Source organism: Pseudomonas sp. HD6422 (assembly GCF_025377065.1).
GTDB classification, from domain to species: Bacteria; Pseudomonadota; Gammaproteobacteria; order Pseudomonadales; family Pseudomonadaceae; genus Aquipseudomonas; species Aquipseudomonas putida_U.
The window spans coordinates 23,712-43,385 of record NZ_JAHWIW010000005.1 but is presented as its reverse complement, the minus strand read 5'-3'; the positions used below and the strand labels follow the sequence as shown (position 1 = coordinate 43,385).

General features: G+C 62.3%; 16 protein-coding genes. 5 read left to right on the top strand and 11 right to left on the bottom strand.

Translation table 11 applies throughout. From position 1 onward, the window contains the following. Window positions 1-36: 36 nt before the first annotated feature. From KY379_RS04825 to KY379_RS04780, 10 genes are all read right to left on the bottom strand, one after another. On the bottom strand, window positions 37-1,605 hold the full coding sequence (locus KY379_RS04825; protein WP_133327308.1) for a SpoVR family protein: 1,569 nt from the start codon (window positions 1,603-1,605) through the stop codon (window positions 37-39). Continuing rightward, window positions 1,602-2,873, bottom strand: coding sequence for a YeaH/YhbH family protein (locus KY379_RS04820; protein ID WP_133327306.1), 1,272 nt, complete (start codon window positions 2,871-2,873; stop codon window positions 1,602-1,604). The genes KY379_RS04825 and KY379_RS04820 overlap by 4 nt, the downstream gene beginning before the upstream one ends. A gap of 141 nt (window positions 2,874-3,014) precedes the next feature. Beyond that, window positions 3,015-4,937 (bottom strand): PrkA family serine protein kinase, encoded by a 1,923-nt coding sequence (locus KY379_RS04815; protein WP_133327304.1) that lies wholly within the window; start codon window positions 4,935-4,937, stop codon window positions 3,015-3,017. Between the two features lie 282 nt (window positions 4,938-5,219). Beyond that, entirely contained in the window at window positions 5,220-5,549 is a 330-nt protein-coding gene (gene glpE / locus KY379_RS04810) for a thiosulfate sulfurtransferase GlpE (protein WP_261239341.1), read from the bottom strand. Window positions 5,550-5,563: 14 nt separating this feature from the next. Further along, window positions 5,564-6,430 carry a symmetrical bis(5'-nucleosyl)-tetraphosphatase gene (locus KY379_RS04805; protein WP_196172034.1) on the bottom strand — a complete coding sequence of 289 codons (867 nt, stop codon included), beginning with the start codon at window positions 6,428-6,430 and terminating at the stop codon, window positions 5,564-5,566. Beyond that, window positions 6,430-6,810 carry a Co2+/Mg2+ efflux protein ApaG gene (gene apaG, locus KY379_RS04800; protein ID WP_133327298.1) on the bottom strand — a complete coding sequence of 127 codons (381 nt, stop codon included), beginning with the start codon at window positions 6,808-6,810 and terminating at the stop codon, window positions 6,430-6,432. The genes KY379_RS04805 and apaG overlap by 1 nt, the downstream gene beginning before the upstream one ends. A gap of 145 nt (window positions 6,811-6,955) precedes the next feature. Further along, the gene (rsmA, locus tag KY379_RS04795; RefSeq protein WP_133327296.1) at window positions 6,956-7,756 is read right to left on the bottom strand and encodes a 16S rRNA (adenine(1518)-N(6)/adenine(1519)-N(6))-dimethyltransferase RsmA; all 801 of its coding nucleotides are present in this window, start codon (window positions 7,754-7,756) and stop codon (window positions 6,956-6,958) included. Next, entirely contained in the window at window positions 7,753-8,742 is a 990-nt protein-coding gene (gene pdxA, locus KY379_RS04790; RefSeq protein ID WP_261239340.1) for a 4-hydroxythreonine-4-phosphate dehydrogenase PdxA, read from the bottom strand. Before pdxA ends, rsmA begins: the two co-directional genes overlap by 4 nt. Further along, window positions 8,739-10,058 carry a peptidylprolyl isomerase SurA gene (gene surA, locus KY379_RS04785; protein WP_261239338.1) on the bottom strand — a complete coding sequence of 440 codons (1,320 nt, stop codon included), beginning with the start codon at window positions 10,056-10,058 and terminating at the stop codon, window positions 8,739-8,741. Before surA ends, pdxA begins: the two co-directional genes overlap by 4 nt. Next, window positions 10,039-12,831 (bottom strand): LPS-assembly protein LptD, encoded by a 2,793-nt coding sequence (locus KY379_RS04780; RefSeq protein WP_261239337.1) that lies wholly within the window; start codon window positions 12,829-12,831, stop codon window positions 10,039-10,041. Before KY379_RS04780 ends, surA begins: the two co-directional genes overlap by 20 nt. 131 nt (window positions 12,832-12,962) lie before the next feature. On the opposite strand from KY379_RS04780, the gene KY379_RS04775 reads away from it, so the two are divergent. The 3 genes from KY379_RS04775 to KY379_RS04765 are packed head-to-tail and all read left to right on the top strand — an operon-like array spanning window position 12,963 to window position 15,416. Further along, window positions 12,963-13,982, top strand: a complete 1,020-nt coding sequence (locus tag KY379_RS04775; protein WP_261239336.1) for an aminoglycoside phosphotransferase family protein — start codon at window positions 12,963-12,965, stop codon at window positions 13,980-13,982. Further along, the gene (gene murU, locus KY379_RS04770) at window positions 13,979-14,650 is read left to right on the top strand and encodes an N-acetylmuramate alpha-1-phosphate uridylyltransferase MurU (protein WP_261239335.1); all 672 of its coding nucleotides are present in this window, start codon (window positions 13,979-13,981) and stop codon (window positions 14,648-14,650) included. The genes KY379_RS04775 and murU overlap by 4 nt, the downstream gene beginning before the upstream one ends. Window position 14,651: 1 nt before the next feature. Further along, window positions 14,652-15,416, top strand: coding sequence for a TerB family tellurite resistance protein (locus KY379_RS04765; RefSeq protein ID WP_196172030.1), 765 nt, complete (start codon window positions 14,652-14,654; stop codon window positions 15,414-15,416). Window positions 15,417-15,455: 39 nt separating this feature from the next. Here KY379_RS04765 and KY379_RS04760 read toward each other — a convergent pair whose 3' ends face one another. Continuing rightward, window positions 15,456-16,451, bottom strand: a complete 996-nt coding sequence (locus tag KY379_RS04760) for an alpha/beta hydrolase family protein (RefSeq protein ID WP_261239334.1) — start codon at window positions 16,449-16,451, stop codon at window positions 15,456-15,458. A 95-nt stretch (window positions 16,452-16,546) separates the two neighbouring features. Here KY379_RS04760 and KY379_RS04755 point away from each other — a divergent pair, with 95 nt between their 5' ends. Then, window positions 16,547-18,952, top strand: coding sequence for a PAS domain S-box protein (locus KY379_RS04755; RefSeq protein ID WP_261239333.1), 2,406 nt, complete (start codon window positions 16,547-16,549; stop codon window positions 18,950-18,952). Beyond that, on the top strand, window positions 18,949-19,578 hold the full coding sequence (locus KY379_RS04750) for a response regulator transcription factor (protein ID WP_196172029.1): 630 nt from the start codon (window positions 18,949-18,951) through the stop codon (window positions 19,576-19,578). The genes KY379_RS04755 and KY379_RS04750 overlap by 4 nt, the downstream gene beginning before the upstream one ends. Window positions 19,579-19,674 lie beyond the last annotated feature (96 nt).

The following is a 19,674-nucleotide window of genomic DNA, read 5'->3' as shown; positions in this document are numbered from 1 at the left end:
GGATACCCTGTCGGCAGTAATGGCGTTGAGCCGATGCTAGAGATGATGGATGACGGCCAGGTCCATGCGGCCATAGTCGCCGCTTTCACCGTGCTCGCCACGTGGGGGCATATGGTGAGTCTTGATGATCTGGTCCCCCTGGACGGTCTCCAGATGAATGTCGAAGCCCCACAGGCGGTGCAGATGCTTGAGGACCTCCTCGGTAGAGTCGCCTAAAGGTTTACGGTTGTGCTGTTGGTGACGCAAGGTCAGCGAGCGGTCGCCGCGTCGATCGATGCTCCAGATCTGCACGTTGGGCTCACGATTGCCCAGGTTGTATTGGGCGGCCAACTGTTCGCGGATGGTACGGTAGCCGTCCTCGTCATGGATGGCCGGCACCAGGAGGTCTTCGCGCTGGTCGTCGTCCAGGATGCTGAACAGTTTGAGGTCGCGAATGACCTTGGGCGACAGATACTGCAGGATGAAGCTCTCGTCCTTGAAGCTGCTCATGGCGAACTTGATGGTAGAAAGCCAATCACTGCCGGCAATGTCGGGGAACCAGCGGCGATCCTCTTCGGTAGGGTGCTCGCACATGCGGCGGATGTCGGTATACATGGCAAAGCCCAGCGCATACGGGTTGATGCCGCTGTAATAAGGGCTGTCGAAGCCAGGCTGGAACACCACGCTGGTGTGCGACTGCAGAAACTCCATCATGAAGCCTTCGGTAATCAGGCCTTCATCGTACAGATCGTTCATCAACGTGTAGTGCCAGAAGGTGGCCCAGCCTTCGTTCATCACCTGGGTCTGACGTTGTGGGTAGAAGTACTGCGCGATCTTGCGCACGATCCGCACCACTTCACGTTGCCAGGGTTCCAGCAGCGGGGCGTTCTTCTCGATGAAGTAGAGGATGTTTTCCTGGGGCTCGGCGGGGAAGCGCGCATCGTCCCGCTCGCCGCCTTTCTCGGCACTTTTCGGGATGGTCCGCCACAGGTCGTTGATCTGCCGCTGCAGGTGCTCTTCCCGGTCTTTCTGCCGCCGTCGCTCCTCCTCCGCGGATATCGGATAGGGGCGCTTATAGCGATCGACGCCGTAGTTCATCAGGGCATGGCAGGAGTCGATCAGGTCCTCCACAGCGTCAATGCCGTGACGCTCCTCGCATTGGGCGATGTACTGCTTGGCGAACACCAGGTAATCGATGATCGAAGTAGCATCGGTCCAGGTGCGGAACAGGTAGTTGCCCTTGAAGAAACTGTTGTGGCCGTAGCAGGCGTGGGCAATCACCAGTGCCTGCATGCACATGGTGTTCTCTTCCATCAGGTAGGCGATGCACGGATCGGAGTTGATCACGATTTCATAGGCCAGGCCCATCTGGCCCCGGCTGTACGACTTTTCGGTGCTGAGGAACTGTTTGCCGTAGGACCAATGGTGGTAGCCGAGCGGCATGCCGACCGACGCGTAGGCGTCCATCATTTGCTCGGCGGTGATCACCTCGATCTGGTTGGGGTAGGTGTCCAGGGCGTAACGCTCGGCCAGCCGGCTGATTTCCCGATCGTAGGTCTGGATCAGCTCGAACGTCCACTCGGACCCGGTGGAAATGGGTTGGCGTCTCTGTGCTCTGGCGGTCATGTGGCTAACCTGCGCTGGAAGAGTTCACGGAAGACCGGGTAGATATCGCCGGCCGATACCAACTGCTGTTGGGCGAATGTGTCGGGGAAAGCCTCGCCGATACGCTCGTACTCATACCAGAGGGCTTGGTGCTCGCGTGGGGTGATCTCAACGTAAGTGTAGTACTGCACATGCGGCATGATCTGCTTGGAGAGAATCTCGCGGCAGATCGGCGAGTCGTCGTTCCAGTTGTCGCCGTCGGAGGCCTGGGCAGCGTAGATGTTCCAGTCGCTGGCCGGGTAACGCTCGGCCATGATCTCCTGCATCAGCTTGAGCGCGCTGGAAACGATGGTGCCACCGGTTTCCCGGGAGTAGAAGAATTCTTCCTCGTCCACTTCCCGAGCGCTGGTGTGATGGCGGATGAACACCACTTCGATGCGATCGTAATTACGCTTGAGGAACAGGTACAGAAGGATGAAGAAGCGTTTGGCGATGTCCTTTGTGGCTTGGGTCATGGAGCCGGACACGTCCATCAGGCAGAACATCACCGCCTTCGAGCTGGGGTTGGGCTGCTTGACCAGCAGGTTGTACTTGAGGTCGAAGGTATCGAGGAACGGTAGGCGGTTGATGCGCGCCTTGAGGCGTTCTATCTCCTGTTCGACTTCCTGGATATCGGTGAAATTGGCAGGCTCTTCGACCTTCAGCCGCGCCAATTCCTTCTGCGCCTCGCGCAGCAATGCTCGGCTGCTGCCGGTCAGGGCGATGCGCCGGGCATGGGCCGAACGCAGGGTGCGGACGATGTTGATGCGCGACGGGTTGCCCTCATTGGCGATGCCCGCGCGGACGGTCTTGAAGGTATCGGCGCCGGTCAGGTGACGCTTGACCAGATTGGGCAGTTCGAGGTCCTCGAACATGAATTCGAGAAACTCCTCCTGGGTGATCTGGAAGACGAAGTCGTCCATACCTTCGCCAGAGTTGCCGGCCTTGCCACGCCCGCCGCCGCCCCCACCGCCCTGCGGCCTGGCGATGTGTTCACCGGCGGTGAATTCCTTGTTGCCAGGGTGCACGATGGTCTGTTTGCCGCCGCGACCGTGGTGCAGCACCGGTTCGTCGATGTCCCGTCCAGGAATGCTGATCTGCTCGCCATGCTCCATGTCCATGATGGAGCGGCGGCTCACGGCTTCCTCGACAGCTTTCTTGATGTGTTCACGGTAACGCCGCAAGAAGCGCTGGCGGTTGACCGTGCTCTTGTTCTTGCCGTTCAGGCGTCGGTCGATAACGTAGCTCATGACCCCTCCGGTAGCTGGGAACAGCTGCAAGCCACAAGCTTCAAGCTGCAAGAGAGAGCAGCCACCTGGGCTGCAAGCTGCGGCGCAGGCCGGAGCGCTGACGCCGAGCAGCTTGCCGCTTGCGGCTAAAAGCTTGCCGCTTTATTGCGATTTCCTGACCCGCAGGTACCATTCCGACAGCAAGCGCACCTGCTTGTCGGTATAGCCACGCTCCACCATCCGCGTGACGAAGTCGTTGTGTTTCTGTTGGTCCTCCTTGCTGGCCTTGGCGTTGAAGCTGATGACCGGCAGCAGGTCTTCGGTGTTGGAGAACATTTTCTTCTCGATCACCACCCGCAGCTTCTCGTAGCTGAGCCAGCTCGGGTTCTTGCCGTTGTTGTTGGCGCGGGCACGCAGAACGAAATTGACGATCTCGTTGCGGAAGTCCTTCGGATTGCTGATCCCGGCCGGTTTCTCGATTTTTTCGAGCTCCTCGTTGAGGGCGATACGGTTGAGGATTTCGCCCGTTTCCGGGTCGCGGTATTCCTGGTCCTGGATCCAGAAGTCGGCGTACAGCACGTAGCGGTCGAAGATGTTCTGCCCGTATTCGCTGTAGGACTCCAGGTAGGCAGTCTGGATTTCCTTGCCGATGAACTCGATGTAGCGCGGTGCCAGGTACTCCTTCAGGTAACGCAGGTAGCGCTCACGCACTTCGGCCGGGAATTGCTCCTGCTCGATCTGTTGTTCCAGCACGTAGAGCAGGTGGACCGGGTTGGCGGCAACCTCATGCGGGTCGAAGTTGAAGACCTTGGAGAGAATCTTGAAGGCGAAGCGGGTCGACAGGCCATTCATGCCCTCGTCGACGCCCGCGGCGTCGCGGTATTCCTGGATCGACTTGGCCTTGGGGTCGGTATCCTTGAGGTTCTCGCCGTCATAGACGCGCATCTTCGAATAGATGTTGGAGTTTTCCGGCTCCTTCAGGCGCGACAGCACGGTGAACTGGGCCAGCATCTTCAGGGTGTCGGGCGCGCAATGGGCTTTGGCCAGTGAGCTGTTGATCAGCAGTTTGTCGTAGATCTTGATTTCATCGCTGACGCGCAGGCAATACGGTACTTTGACGATGTAGATCCGGTCGATGAACGCCTCGTTGTTCTTGTTGTTACGGAAGGTATGCCATTCCGATTCGTTGGAGTGAGCCAGCAGAATCCCGGAATAGGGGATCGCGCCCAGACCCTCGGTGCTGTTGTAGTTGCCTTCCTGGGTAGCGGTAAGCAGCGGGTGCAGGACCTTGATCGGCGCTTTGAACATCTCGACGAATTCCATCAGGCCCTGGTTGGCCCGGCACAGTGCCCCCGAATAGCTGTAGGCGTCGGCGTCGTTCTGCGGGAACTCTTCCAGCTTGCGGATATCCACCTTGCCCACCAGGGCAGAGATGTCCTGGTTGTTCTCATCGCCCGGTTCGGTCTTGGCGATGGCCACCTGATTGAGGATCGAGGGGTACAGCTTGACCACTTTGAACTTGCTGATATCGCCGCCGAACTCCTGCAGGCGCTTGGTGGCCCAGGGCGACATGATGGTGTTCAGGTAGCGCCGCGGGATGCCGTACTCTTCCTCGAGAATGGCCCCGTCTTCGGTAGCGTTGAACAACCCCAGCGGCGACTCGAACACCGGTGAGTCCTTGATGGCGTAGAACGGTACCTTTTCCATCAGTTGCTTGAGTTTCTCGGCCAGCGAGGACTTGCCGCCGCCGACCGGGCCGAGCAGGTAGAGGATCTGTTTCTTCTCTTCCAAGCCTTGGGCGGCGTGGCGGAAGTACGAAACGATCTGGTCGATGCACTCTTCCATGCCATGGAAGTCGGCGAAGGCCGGATAGCGGCGGATCACCTTGTTGGAGAAGATCCGCGACAGTCTGGAGTTGGTAGAGGTGTCGATCAGCTCCGGCTCACCGATGGCCAGCAACAGCCTCTCCGCCGCCGATGCATAGGCGCTACGATCCTCCTTGCACAGCTCGAGGTACTCCTGCAGCGAAAACTCTTCCTGGCGGGTTGATTCGAAACGTTGTTGGAAGTGGCTAAAAATGCTCATGACGTCACCTCGCTCGATACGTGGAGACGACGCCGGATCAGTCAGCTGATGCTGGCACGCAGCCGGTTTCGCCGACTGCTGTATACCCCCCAGAACACCCTGAAACGCTACCGATGACCCGCACGCCGGTGTACCGGCTCTCCCCTTTTTTGGATGGCCTGGGCTTAAGGATAGTTGGTAATCCGCAAGGTCAAGGGCGAGGGATGCAGAAGTTGCGCACGACCGTTCGTCAGGTGCGGCGCTAACCCGCGTGGGACGCGGGCTGCAGTAAAAATGAAAAAATTATTCGGTATCGCCTTGGGCCGTTTCTGCCGGGTAGGTGCTACGCCACAGTTCGAAGCCCCCATCGACGCTGTAGACCTCCGAGAAGCCTTGGCCCGCGAGATAGGCGGCTGCGCTCTGGCTGGAGTTTCCGTGGTAGCAGACCACCAGAGTGGGCGCGTCGAGGTCGGCGTTGCGGATGAAGTCGGCGACCGAGTGGTTGTCCAGGTGCTTGGCGCCGGTGATGTGTCCGGCGGCGAAAGCCTGTGGGTCGCGAATGTCGACGACGACGGCACCTTGCGCCCGAAGGGCCAGGGCCTGCTCGGGAGGGATGCGCTTGAATTCGCTCATGGGGGGACTTTCCTTCAGGTTTGATCGTTGATGTTAGTCGATGGTGCGGCCTGCCGTGGGTGCCCGTCGTCGGCGCACTCGCAGCGGTGATATTCGCCGCTGTCGACGTTGTACAAGGTCATGGCGCCGCCCCAGACGCAACCGGTATCCAGGGCGATCAGGTCAGGGGCGTCGACCTTGCCCTGCAGCGCCGCCCAGTGACCGAAGATGATCTTGACGTGGCGCGAACGGCGGCCTTTGTGGGCGAACCACGGCTTGTAGCCTTTCGGAGCGGTGCCCAGGCCTTCCTTGCTCTTGAGGTCAAGTTTGCCTGCCTCGGTGCAAAAGCGCATACGGGTCAGGCAGTTAGTGATGACGCGCAGGCGCTCGATGCCGGTAAGCTTGTTGCTCCACTTGCTCGGCTCATTGCCGTACATGCCCTCCAGGAACAGCTGCAGGCGGGTGTCGTCGCGCAGCACCTGCTCGACCTCCGCCGCCAGTTCGAGCGCCTTGCCCAGGGTCCACTGGGGCGGAATGCCGGCGTGCACCATGGCGATGCCGCGCGGCTCGTCGTAATGCAGCAGCTTCTGCTGGCGCAGCCAGTCGAGCAGTTGATCGGCATCGGGGGCTTCGAGGATCTCGCGCAGGGTGTCGTTCTTTTTCAGCCGCTCGACATTGTTCCAAGCTGCCAGCAGGTGCAGATCATGGTTGCCTAGCACGCACACCAGCGATTGGCGTATCGAATAGAGGTAGCGCAGGGTTTCCAGTGATTCTGGACCGCGGTTGACCAGGTCGCCGACCAGCCACAGGCGATCGACGGCAGGATCGAAGCGGACCCGCTCGAGCAGGCATTTGAGTGGTTGCAGGCAACCTTGCAGGTCGCCGACGGCGTAAGTAGCCATCAGTGCAGAGCCCCGGGCACCGCGAGGCGGAAGGGCGCGATCTGGGCATCGAAGCGTTTGCCGTCTTCGCTGAGCATCTGGTAACTGCCCTGCATGGTGCCTACGCGGGTGGTGATCACCGCGCCACTGCTGTAGGTATGACTCTTGCCCGGATCCAGGGTCGGCTGTTGGCCGACGACACCATCGCCGCGCACTTCCTCGACTTCGCCATCACCGTTGGTGATCAGCCAGTGACGGGACATGAGCTTGGCCCTGGTCGAGCCGTTGTTTTGCACGGTAATGGTATAGGCGAAAGCGAAACGACCGTTTTCCGGGTCGGATTGTTCTTTTAGATAGCGGGTCACGACGCTGACGTCGATTTGATAGCGGGGGTCGGACATGCAAGGGCCTTGAGCGAGCGGACGCAAAATACTGCAGTGCTTGCAGTCTAGGCCATTGGGAGGGGGGAGGGCCAGCGGGAGGGAATGCTGCTGTGTGTGCCGACCGCTTCGCGGGCATGTGCCGCGAAGCGGTCGGCGCGGCTGATCAGCCTTGCTGGTTGGCCAACTGATCGGCCAGGCGTACGAATGCGGCCAGGTCGAGCTGTTCGGGGCGCAGGCTGCCGTCCACGCCAGCTGCTTCGATGGCTTGGCTGTCGAGCAGACCTTTGAGGGTGTTGCGCAGGGTTTTGCGCCGCTGGTTGAAGGCCTCGCGAACCACGCGTTCGAGCAGTGCCGGGTCCTTGGCGGGATGAGGCAGCACTTCGTGCGGCACCAGGCGGACGATGGCCGAATCGACCTTCGGTGGCGGATTGAAGGCCCCTGGGCCGACGTTGAACAGATGTTCGACCCGGCAGTGGTATTGCACCATGATCGACAGGCGGCCCCAATCGCCGCCGCCCGGGCCGGCGGCCATGCGCTCGACCACTTCCTTCTGCAACATGAAGTGCATGTCGCGGATCAGGTCGGCGTGGCTGAGCAGGTGGAAGATCAGCGGGGTGGAGATGTTGTAGGGCAGGTTGCCGACGACTTTCAGGCTGCGCGGTGGCACGCCGAGCTGGTTGAAGTCGAACTTCAGGGCGTCGCCCTGGTGCAGGCGGAAGTTGCCGGCTTCGGCGAACTTGTGCTGCAGGATCGGAACCAGGTCCTTGTCCAGCTCCACGACATCCAGTTGCGCGCCGCTGCCCAGCAGGCCTTCGGTCAAGGCGCCCTGGCCAGGGCCGATTTCCAGCAGGTGCTCGCCGGCCTTGGCGTTGATCGCCCGCAAGATGCGGTCGATGATCCCTGCGTCGTGCAGGAAATTCTGGCCGAAGCGCTTGCGCGCCCGGTGTTGGTAGTGCTCGTTCATGGTCGGTTCTCGGCCATCTGGTAGGCGGTTTGCAGGGCGACCCGCAGGCTGCCGGTGTCGACCTTGCCGCTGCCGGCCAGGTCCAGGGCGGTGCCATGATCGACCGACGTGCGGATGATCGGCAGGCCCAGGGTCACGTTGACCGCCGCGCCGAAGCCTTTGTACTTGAGTACGGGCAGGCCTTGGTCGTGGTACATCGCCAGCACTGCGTCGCAGTGCTCCAGATATTTGGGGGTAAACAGGGTATCGGCCGGCAGCGGGCCGCGCAGGTCCATGCCGTCGGTGCGCAAGCGGGCCAATGTCGGTTCAATGATGTCGATTTCTTCGCGGCCCAGATGGCCGCTTTCTCCGGCATGCGGGTTGAGCCCGCACACCAGTATTCTCGGATTGGCAATGCCGAACTTGCCCTGCAGGTCGGCATGCAGGATGCGGGTGACGCGCTCAACGCGCTCGGCGGTGATGGCGTCGGCGATCTCACGCAGTGGCAGGTGCGTGGTCACCAGGGCGACACGCAGACCGTGCGTAGCGAGCATCATCACCACTTGCGGCGTGTGGGTCAGGTCGGCAAGAAACTCCGTATGCCCGGAAAAGCCAATCCCGCTTTCGTTGATCACCCCTTTGTGTACGGGCGCGGTGATCATCCCGGCGAAATCGCCATCCAGGCAGCCGGTGGCCGCACGGGTCAGGGTTTCAAGGACGAAGGCGGCGTTGGCCTTGTCCAGCTGTCCGGAGACCACGGGTGCCGCCAGCGGTGTATCCCATACATACAGGCTGCCGGCGGGTGCCGGTTGCTCGGGCCAGTGGCCCGGCATGACCGGCATCAGGTCGACAGCCAACCCCAGCTGGGTGGCCCGCTCGGCGAGCAGGTCACGGCTGGTGATGGCGATCAGGGGGTACGGCTGGTGCTCGGCGGCGAGCAGCAGGCAAAGGTCGGGACCTATGCCGGCCGGCTCGCCGGGCGTGACGGCGAAGCGCAGGGGCTTCACTGGGCGGCCTTGTCAGCGCCAGGCAGCTTGATTTCGACGTAGGCTTCGTCGCGGATCTGGCGCAGCCAGGTCTGCAGCTCTTCATCGTACTTACGGTTACGCAGGACGTTCAGTGCCTGTTGCTCGCGCGCCTGTTCGGTGCTGTCGGTGGCGCGACGGCCCAGCACTTCGAGGATATGCCAGCCGTACTGGGTACGGAACGGACGGGTCACTTGACCCTGGGCGGCATTGGCCATCTGTTCGCGGAACTCCGGTACCAGGCTGTTCGGGTCGACCCAATTGAGGTCGCCGCCGTTCAGAGCGGAGCCCGGGTCTTCCGAGAAGCTCTTGGCCAGTTCGGCGAAATCTTCGCCATTCTGGATGCGCTCGTACAGGCGTTCGGCCAGTTGCTTGGTAGCCGCGTCGCTGCGGATTTCGCTTGGCTTGATCAGGATGTGGCGCACGTGGACTTCGTCGCGCAGGACGTTCTCGCTGCCGCCGCGTTTCTCCTCGAGCTTGAGAATGATGAAGCCATTGGGGATGCGGATCGGCTGGGTGATGTCGCCGACAGCCATGCTGCTGAGCATCTTGGCGAAGTCAGGTGGCAGTTGACCGGCTTTGCGCCAGCCCATCTCGCCGCCTTCCAGGGCGTTCTCGCTGGCCGAGCGGGCAATCGCCAACTGGCCGAAGTCGGCGCCTTGCTTGAGTTGCTGGTAAACATCGCCGACCTGGCGCGCGGCGGCCTGGATAGCCTCCGAGTTGGCCGATTCCGGGGTCGGAATGAGGATGTTGGCCAGGCGGTACTCTTCCGACATCTGCATCTTGCCCAGGTCCGAGTTGAGGAAGTTCTTCACTTCCTGCTCGGATACCTGGATGCGCTCGGCGACGCGGCGCTGGCGCACGCGGCTGATGATCATCTCGCGCTTGACCTGGTCGCGGGCGTCGTCGAACGACAGGCCGTCGTGGGCCAGGGCGGCGCGGAACTGATCCAGGGACATGCCGTTTCGCTGCGCGATGGTGCCGATGGCCTGGTTCAGTTCTTCGTCGGTGATGCGGATGCCGGAACGCTCGCCGATCTGCAGTTGCAAGTTCTCGATGATCAAGCGCTCGAGGACCTGCTGCTCCAGGGCGCCGGCAGGCGGTACGCCGCCGCCGCGCTTGGCGATGGTCTGCTGTACTTCACGTACGCGCTGGTCCAGCTGGCTTTGCATGACCACATCGTTATCGACGATGGCCACCACGCGGTCCAGAGGTTGCACCGCGGCATGCACCGCGCCGCTCAGCAATGCAGCGCCCAACAGCAGTGGGCGCAGTCGATCAATAAGCTTGGTCTTCACGTGTACGATAACCTTGAATGCCTTCGTCGAGGAAAGACTCGACCTTATTGCCTACGACACCGCCGAGGCCCTTGAGGACGATTTGCAGGAACACGCCGTGGTCGCCTTTTTCGTTCTGAGGCGCGGCTTGGCTGAAGTCGTCGTAGTCGAGCCAGTAACGGTTGATCAGGCGCAGCTTCCAGCAGCAGTTGTCATACTCGAAACCGCCCATGGCTTCCAGGGTACGGTTGCGGTTGTAGTCGTGCTGCCAGCGGGCGATGACGCTCCATTGAGGCACGATCGGCCAGATGACCGAGAAGTCGTGCTGCTGGATCTTGTAGTAGTCCTTGATGTAGTTCGGATCGCCCGGAGTCCCATAGTCGCCACCCTCGCCCCAACGGCCGGTCAGCGGGTCGTACCGAACGGTGTCGTTGCGATAGCGATAACCGACGTTGACGATCTTGTTCGGGTTCTCTTGCGGCTGGTAGTGGAACATCGCGCTACCCGAGCGTGGCTTGTGGCTGTCCGGGTCCCAGTTGTAGTCCGCGTTCAGGCGCCAGTCGCGGTTGAAGGCGAGCATGTACTCCAGCGCGTATGGCGATACATCGGACTGCGAGCTGTCGCGGGTACGCCAGTCGATGCCTGGCAGCTGGACCTTGCGATCCTTGAAGTACAGTGCTTGGCCGACGCTGATGCGCTGGCGCTCGAAGCCATTTTCTTCGATCCAGCGGTTGGTGACGCCCAGCGAGAGCTTGTTCTCGTCGCCAATGCGATCGGAGCCGGAGAAGCGGTTGTCGCGGAACAGCGAGCCGTAGTTGAAGTACGTCTCGCTGGTGTCGAAGACCGGGATGTCCTTCTGATCCTCGTAAGGTACGTAGAGATAGAACAGACGTGGCTCGAGAGTCTGGCGGTAATTTTCGCCGAACCACTGAGTCTTGCGGTCGAAATACAGACCGCTGTCGACACTGAAGATCGGTACGCTGCGGTCGAGAGAGCTGTTGTAGCTACCGTAGCCAGGACGGGATGCCTGCGCCGCTGCTTGTGTCTTGCCCTGGCTGTCGAGGTCTAGATCGTAATGCGTATAGGCATACTTCAACGTCGGTTTGAGGTATCCGTAACTGGCTTCCATAGGCAAGCTGATAGCCGGAGCTACATTCAGACGGGTACCATTTGCTCGTGCGATACCGGAAACGTTCTGGTCCAGGCGACGACCATCTGCATTAGCGGTGGTATCCAACTCGCCGTCTTCATTGAATACGGTGCCACTCTTCAAGTCGCGCTCAAACCGCACTGCCTCAGTCTTGTAGCTGAAGTCGAAACCGCCCGGGTGGTACGGCAGCATGCCGTTGAGAGTAATCTGCGGCAGTTTGTCGTACGGAGTAATTTTCGAGATGGTAGTCATCTCATATGCATGCATGTTGAACCGCGCAGTGTAGTCGTCACCACGGTATGTCAACGCACCCTGCTGGTTGATCGCATCACGGCTCTCAACGCCGATCTGATCGGACTCCAGATCCTGGAAGTAGAACGGATCGCTGATATCGGTGTAATCAACCTCGGTCATCAGGCGCTCGTCCAGGCCACCTTTATGCTGCCAGTTGATCATCCAGCGCTGATCCTTGTAATCAGTCTGCAGCTTGCGATCGTCGTTCTTGTCGTTCAGGTACGCGCCACCGAACTGGCCTTCGCTGGACTTGGTCAGGTAGCGGAACTCACCTTCCATCAGCAGACCACGCTTGGTCATGTAGCGCGGGTACAGCGTGGCGTCGTAGTTCGGCGCCAGGTTGAAGTAGTACGGCGTGACCAGCATGAAGCCGGTGTCGCTGCTGGTGCTGAACGAAGGCGGCAGGAAACCGGACTGGCGACGGTCGTCGATCGGGAAGTAGATGTACGGTGTGTAGAACACCGGGAAATCCTTGACCCGCAGGGTGACGTTGGTCGCGGTGCCGAAACCGGTGGCTGGGTTCAGGGTGATGTTGTTGCCCTTCAGCTGCCAGGCGTTGCTGCCCGGTTCGCAGGTGGTGTACGTACCGTCCTTGAGACGGATGATGGCGTTTTCGCCACGCTTGGCGTACAGGGCGTTGCCGCGGATGTGCGACTTGTGCATCACGTATTCGGCGTTGTCGACCTGGGCTTCGCCGGTGTCCAGCTGAATCTGTGCCTCATCGCCGACGACCAGCGAGCCGTTGTCGCGGATCTTGACGTTGCCCTTGAGCTCGCCACGGTTCTCGGCCTGGTACAGGTTGGCCTCATCGGCCTCGGCCTGCATGCTGCCCTGGCGCATGATCACGTCACCGGCGAGGGTGGCGATCTGCTGCTCCTGTTGGTATTTGGAGACCTTGGCGTTGATGTAGGTCGGCGATTCGTCCTTCGGCGTGGTGTCAGCCATGCCTGGGCGTTGCGGCTCGATATAGGCGCCACCGCAGTACGGGCCGGTCTCGGCCAGCTGCGCAGCCGTGAGCTTGTCACGTGGCACCCAGTCCAGGTGGCTGTAGTCCTCGCTGCGTGACTTCAGGCCACGGCCCTTGGCCTCGGTGACCAGCATCGGCTTTTCGGACTCGGCTTCGCTCGCCTCGGTACCGGAGGTCAGCGCGGCGCCATCGTGCACGGGGCGCGGTGGCAGGTTGCTGGTCGGGGTCTTGGGCTTGCAGTCCCAACCACCGGAGGCGGACACTTGGCAGTCGAACTGCTCGGCAGCCACTACGTACGAGGTGGCCAGTGGTTGAAGGGCCAGCAGACCGCCGGTGACCAGCAACGGAAACTTTCTACGAAACGCGGGGGATTTCAATGCCATCTTATTAGTCCGGGCTTCCTGCGTGCCATCTGCCCGCGTGTGGGGGCCGCACGCCTCTCGATGGTCTGAAAAAGATGCTGGATAATAAAGCATGACCCGCTTGACGGCTAGGGCCGTCGGAGACCCTTGTAATGCCTGAACACGATGTACGCCTGCAACAACTGACTGTCTGGCTCGCCGAACAGCTCGAGAATCTGTACCGCGACAATGCCTGGGGCAGCGTGCCCGAAGGTACCCTGACCGCCGCCAGCAGCGACGCGAGCTTCCGTCGTTACTTCCGCTGGCAGGGCGAGGAACGCACGTTCGTGATCATGGATGCGCCGCCTCCCCAAGAGAACTGCCGACCTTTCGTCGAAATCGATCATTTGCTGGCCAGCGCTGGTGTGCACGTGCCGGTCATCCATGCGCAGGACCTTGAGCGTGGCTTCCTGCTGCTCGGTGATCTGGGGCACCAGACCTATCTGGACATCATTGATGCCGACAACGCCGACAGCCTGTTCAGCGATGCCATCGCGGCGCTGCTGAAATTCCAGCGCCTGCCGATGACTGCGCCGCTGCCAAGTTACGACGACGCGTTGCTGCGCCGCGAGGTCGAGTTGTTCCCTCAGTGGTACGTGGCGCGGGAGTTGGGCCGTGAGCTCACGCCAGCCCAGCAAGCGCGTTGGCAGCGAGTCAGCCAGTTGCTGATCGACAGTGCCCTGGCCCAGCCCAAGGTGCTGGTGCACCGTGACTACATGCCGCGCAACTTGATGCAGAGTGCCCCAAACCCTGGTGTGCTGGATTTTCAGGACGCCGTTTACGGCCCTGTCACTTACGACATCACCTGTCTGTTCAAGGATGCCTTCCTCAGCTGGCCCCAGGCCCGTGTCGAGGGTTGGTTGCGTGACTATTGGGAGCAGGCCCGCGCCGCAGGCATTCCGGTCCAGGCCGATTTCGACGCATTCCACCTCGCCAGCGACCTGATGGGCGTACAGCGCCACCTCAAGGTGATCGGCATCTTTGCGCGCATCTGCCACCGTGATGGCAAGCCGCGTTATCTGGCCGACGTGCCGCGCTTCTTCGCCTATATAGATGAGGTGATCGGCCGCCGTGGGCAATTGTCCGAACTGGGCGAGCTGATTGCCGAACTGAAGGCCGAGGCGCATTCATGAAGGCGATGATCCTGGCAGCAGGTAAAGGTGAGCGGATGCGTCCGCTGACCCTGCACACGCCAAAACCCCTATTGCCGGTCGCCGGCCAGCCTTTGATCGAGTACCACCTGCGTGCGCTGGCCGCTGCAGGCTTCACCGAGGTGGTGATCAACCATGCCTGGCTTGGTCAGCAGATCGAAGACCATCTGGGTGATGGCAGCCGTTTCGGCCTGAGTATCCACTACTCGCCGGAAGGCGAACCGCTGGAAACCGGCGGTGGGATCTTCAAGGCCTTGCCGTTGCTTGGTGAGGCGCCGTTCCTGCTGGTCAACGGCGATGTCTGGACCGACTACGACCTTGGCCGCCTGCGTGCTCCCTTGCAAGGCTTGGCGCACCTGGTGCTGGTCGACAACCCCGGCCATCACGGGCGCGGCGATTTCCGTCTGCAAGGTGCCCAGGTAGTCGATGGTGACGATGCCCCCGGCACCCTGACGTTCAGTGGACTCTCGGTGCTGCACCCGGCCTTGTTCGAGGGTTGCCGGCCTGGCGCCTTCAAGCTGGCGCCACTGCTGCGCCAGGCGATGGCCGCAGGCCAGGTGAGCGGCGAGCACTACCAGGGCCGCTGGGTCGATGTCGGCACCCAGGAGCGTCTGGCGGAAGTCGAGCGGCTGATCGGCGAGCGCGCCTGAAATGTGGTGGCCAGGCACGGTGATCGGATTGGGCGCCGGTTTCGCGGTCGCCAGCATCCCTGGGGCGCTATTGGGCGGATTGCTCGGCCAGGCCATGGATCGGCGCCTGCGCGTGCAGGGCTGGGACGACATGCGCGAGCGTCTGGGCGGGCGCCCGGCCCTGCGCGACGAGGAGTTGCTCTTCGTGCTGCTTGGGCGTCTGGCCAAGAGCGATGGGCGGGTGCTCGAGCAGCATATCCAGCAGGCCCGCCAGGAGATGCAACGCCTGCACATGGCCGATGCGGCGCGCCTGCGTGCGATTGCCGCATTCAACCGTGGCAAGGCAGGCAAGGATCGACTGGCCAGCCACTTGCGCCGTATTCGCCTGCAGCCCCATGCTGCCGAGGGCACTCTACGCGCCTGTTGGCGGATGGCCTGGGCCGACGGCAAAGCCGGACAGCATGAGCGCGACCTGTTGCTGGACTGGGGGCAGAAGCTGGGACTGAGTCGGCGCCAGGTGCAGGCGATGTCGCTGGAGTACGAGCCGCGCCAGGCTGCGGCCAGCAGTGGCGTGATGACCTACGCCGCAGCGCTACGGCTGCTGGGCGTCGAGGCCGATACCGAAGGTGATCGGGTCAAGCAGGCGTATCGGCGTTTGGTGAGCAAACATCACCCGGACAAACTCGCCGGTAGCGGGGCCAGTGAGGTGCAGGTGCGCGAGGCGACCGAGCGCACGCGCGAGCTGCACCAGGCCTATGCCCTGGTCCGCAAGCGTCGGGGGCTGTGATCCCCCTTCGCGCGCCAGCCTGCAGAGGCTGCTACAGGGCTAATCTTGCGGCATGATCCACCCCCTGACCCGGCGGAACAGTTGTTCCTGCTCGGACTTGGGATTTCCCGGCATGGCGATCAGCGACAGTTGTTTGTACTGGCTCTCCTTCTGCCGCTTGCTGGCCTGCAAACGCAACCTGGCAGCGTTGCTGTCCGCGCTGCGCGTCGCGAAATAGAAATCGGCGGTCGGTACCTTGAGCGTCGGCGCCAGGGCCTCGAGGTCCTGCTCGACCCTGGCCGGGGTTTGTGCGGCCACCATCACCAGCTTTTGCACCTGCGGGGGCTGCTTCTCGCTCAGGTAACGTGCGGCCCAGTAGGCACCGCTACCATGGCCGATCAGCACGATGCTGCGCGAGTTCTGCTGCTGGGCGTAGGCGACTGCTGCGTCGAGGCGGGCGAAGATGCGCTCGGCATCGACTGGGTCATTGTGCTCGGTGGCCTCCTCTGCATCGGTGGCCTCGGCGGTATCGGCATCGGCGGCGGTCGCCTGGGCGACGTTGGCGTTGGCGTCGTCCGGAGTGTCCTTGGCCGGCGCACTTTCGCCCTGGCCCTGCTCCTTGGATGGGGTTGGCTTGGTCTCGACCCTTGCCTGAGGGCGGTCGGCCAACAGGTCCGGCAGGCTGACACTCAGACTGTGCCAGCCGATATCGGGGAATTTGCGCCGCAACGGGCCGACGACGTCGGGCCAGTCGGCGCTCTCGCCGGCACCGGGCACGATGATCACCGCACCCTGCGGGTCGGCATCGTTGGCGGGTTTCCATAAAGCCAGGAAACGTTCATCACCTGCCTGCAGAGTCTGTTGTTCGGCCTTCGGCACGCTGGCCTCCAGTGCCAAGGCATCTTCCCGACTGCGCTCCAGCAGGGGGGCACGGGTCACGGCGGTAGCGGCCTCGGCTGCCGGTTGTGCGGGTTCGGCGTCGGCGGCGTGGGCCGCAAGTGGAAAGAACGAGGCCAGGCAGCACATTGCCAGCGTCGTGCGATAAAGTGTGGACATGAATCAACCCAAGGCCAGAATGATACCGGCAGCCTAATAGTATTTGCCCGCGACGGCCATGCTGCATGGCCGTCCTTGCCAGGACGAGCGTGTAGATGAAGCGAGTGCGTCGCCTGTTGCTTATCGGCTGCCTGTGGCTGCCCTTGATGGCCTGGGCCATCCCGGAAGTGTCCTCGGTGGTGGTGCTCGAGCCTGCGCAGCAGCAATGGCTCGAGGATCACCGCAACCTGCGTGTCGGTGTCGTCCTGCAAGCGCCGTATGCCCAGTTCGACCGGCGCTTGCAGCAGCTTTACGGGGCCAACGTGGAGCTGGTCAACGAACTTGCTCAGGCGCTGCGGTTGGACCTCACCTGGCGCACATTCGCCGATCAGGCCAGTCTCGAACAGGCTCTGCAGGCCGGCCAGATCGATTTCGCTCCCGGCCTGACCCAGACGCCCGCCAGCCTGCGCCTGTGGTCTTTCAGCGACCCCTACATGCGTGTGCCGCAACTGCTGGTGGGGTTGCGCGGCACCAGCCAGACGGCGGTGGAGTTGGAGAAGCTCGGCGCCGATGAGCGGGTGGCGGTGCGCATGCCCAGCGCTCTTGCCGACTATCTGCGCGCCAACTACGGCTATCTCAACCTGCAAGGGGTTCCCGGCGAGCGCGAGGCGCTGCAATGGGTGATCGGTGGCCAGGTCAGCTACGCCGTGCTCGACGAGGCGCAGCTCAGCCGCTTGTCCCGCGAGAGCGAGTTCGGCGAGTTGGTGGTGGTGGGCGACATCGGCTTGCCGCAACTGCTGCGGATCGGCTCCCGGCGCGATTGGCCGATGTTGGCCGAGGTTTTGGAAAAAGGTCTGCAGGCCATGCCGGCAAAGGCACTGGAACAGCTACACAGTCGTTGGTTGCAGCCGCGCTACACACGTTTGAGCGAGTCGCCTGGGTTTTGGCAAAACCTTGCCTGGCTGTTCGGCATGGCGCTGTTGTGCGCCATTGCCACCTTGATCTGGCAGCGTCGCCAGCAACAGCGCCTGGAGCGTGACCTGCTGGCGGCGCGCGAGCACCTCGCCGAGCGGCAGGTCCGCGAAGAGGCTTTGCGCCTGAGTCAATTTGCCAGCGACCAGAGTACGGTGGGCATTCTCTGGGTCAACTGGGACAGCCATGTCCGCTATGCCAACCGGGCGGTCCAGCACATGCTGGGGTATGCCGAGGACGAGCTGCTGGAGCGCCCGTTGGTGAACTTCGAGCCACAGCTGACCATGGATCGCTGGCTGGAACTGTGGAAGGGCGCGCGTGGCGGCGACCCCACCCTGGCAGAGTTCGAGACCCACTGCCTGCGGGCCGATGGCACTCTGATGCCGGTGGCGTTGTCGCTGAGTTTTCTGCGCTTTCGCGACGCCGAATACCTGGTGGTGTACCTCACCGACGTTACCGAGCGCCAACGGGCAATGGCGGCACTGCGCGAGAGCGAGGCTCGGCTCAAGGGCATCGCTGCCAACGTCCCGGGGCTGGTGTTCAGGCTGGAGCGCGACCCTGCCGAAGGCGACCTGGAGTTTCCCTACATCAGTGAGGGCAGCGAGGCGCTGGTCGGCTACCTGCCCAGTGAGATTCAGCATCCGCAGATGGGCCTGCGCAATCTGGTCCATCCTGACGACCGTGCCGACTATCACCGGGTCCAGGACCTGGCCCTGGCCAGCGAGCAGGACTGGTCCTGGCAAGGGCGCATCCTCACCCGCCACGGCGAGCAACGCTGGGCCGACATCAAGGCCAGTACGCGGCGTCTGGCCAACGGCCGGGTGGTCTGGGATGGCATCGTCTGGGACATCACCCAGGGCAAGCGTGCCGAACTGCAGTTGGCGCGCTCGCAGGAACAGTTGCGCGAGCTGTCGGCGCACCTGGAAAGCGTGCGCGAGGAGGAGAAGGCACGCATCGCCCGTGAAGTGCACGATGAGCTGGGTCAGATGCTCACTGTGCTCAAGCTCGAGGTGTCGATGTGCGAGCTGGCCTATGCCGACCTGGATCCTGGACTGGGCGAGCGCATGGCGAGCATGAAGCGACTGATCGCGCAGTTGTTCCAGCTCGCCCGGGATGTGGCCAGCGCATTGCGTCCGCCGATTCTCGACGCGGGCATCGCCTCGGCCATCGAGTGGCAGGCGCGGCGTTTCGAGTCGCGCACGCAGATCCCCTGTCTGGTGCAAGTGCCGGATAATCTGCCAGCATTGAGCGATGCCAAGGCCATTGGCCTGTTTCGCATTCTCCAGGAGGCGCTGACCAACGTCATGCGCCATGCCCAGGCGCATAGCGTGGAGATCGAACTGGTGCATGAGCGTGCTCAGCTGCGCATGGCGATCAGCGACGATGGCATCGGTTTCTGCCGCGACCAGGCGCGACCTTCGTCGTTCGGCCTGGTGGGGGTGCGCGAGCGGGTGTTGATGCTCGGAGGCAGCATGACGTTGGACAGCAAACCCGGCGAGGGCACCAGCCTGAGCGTGACGATTCCGTTGGAAACAGGAGAGCGAGCGTGATTCGAGTGCTGGTGGCCGAAGACCACACCATCGTCCGTGAAGGCATCAAGCAACTGATCGGCCTGGCCAAGGACATGCAGGTGGTCGGCGAAGCGGGCAATGGCGAGCAACTGCTCGAGGCCCTGCGTCACACGCCGTGCGAGGTGGTACTGCTGGATATTTCGATGCCGGGGGTCAATGGCCTCGAGGCGATCCCACGGATTCGCGCCCTGGCCGAGGCGCCGGCGATCCTCATGCTGTCGATGCACGACGAGGCACAGATGGCCGCTCGAGCGCTCAAGGCGGGTGCCGCCGGCTATGCCACCAAGGATAGCGATCCGGCGTTGCTGCTCACCGCCATTCGCCGGGTGGCCGGTGGCGGGCGTTACATCGATCCGGCCCTGGCCGACCGGATGGTCTTCGAGGTGGGCCTTACCGAAACGCGACCCCTGCATACGCTCTTGTCGGAGCGCGAGTTCTCGGTATTCGAGCGCTTGGCCCGGGGCGCCAACGTCAACGACATCGCTCAGCAACTGGCGCTGTCGAGCAAGACCATCAGCACCCACAAGGCGCGCCTGATGCAGAAGCTGCGAGTCAACTCGCTGGCCGAATTGGTGAAGTACGCCATGGCCCACAAGCTGATCTGAATACGACATGCCTGTAGGGCGATCCCTACAGTGAAATCTCCATCAGGATGATGAGATTCTCTCAGTAGCCCCGATTTCCGGGCACGCGCGGCTCTT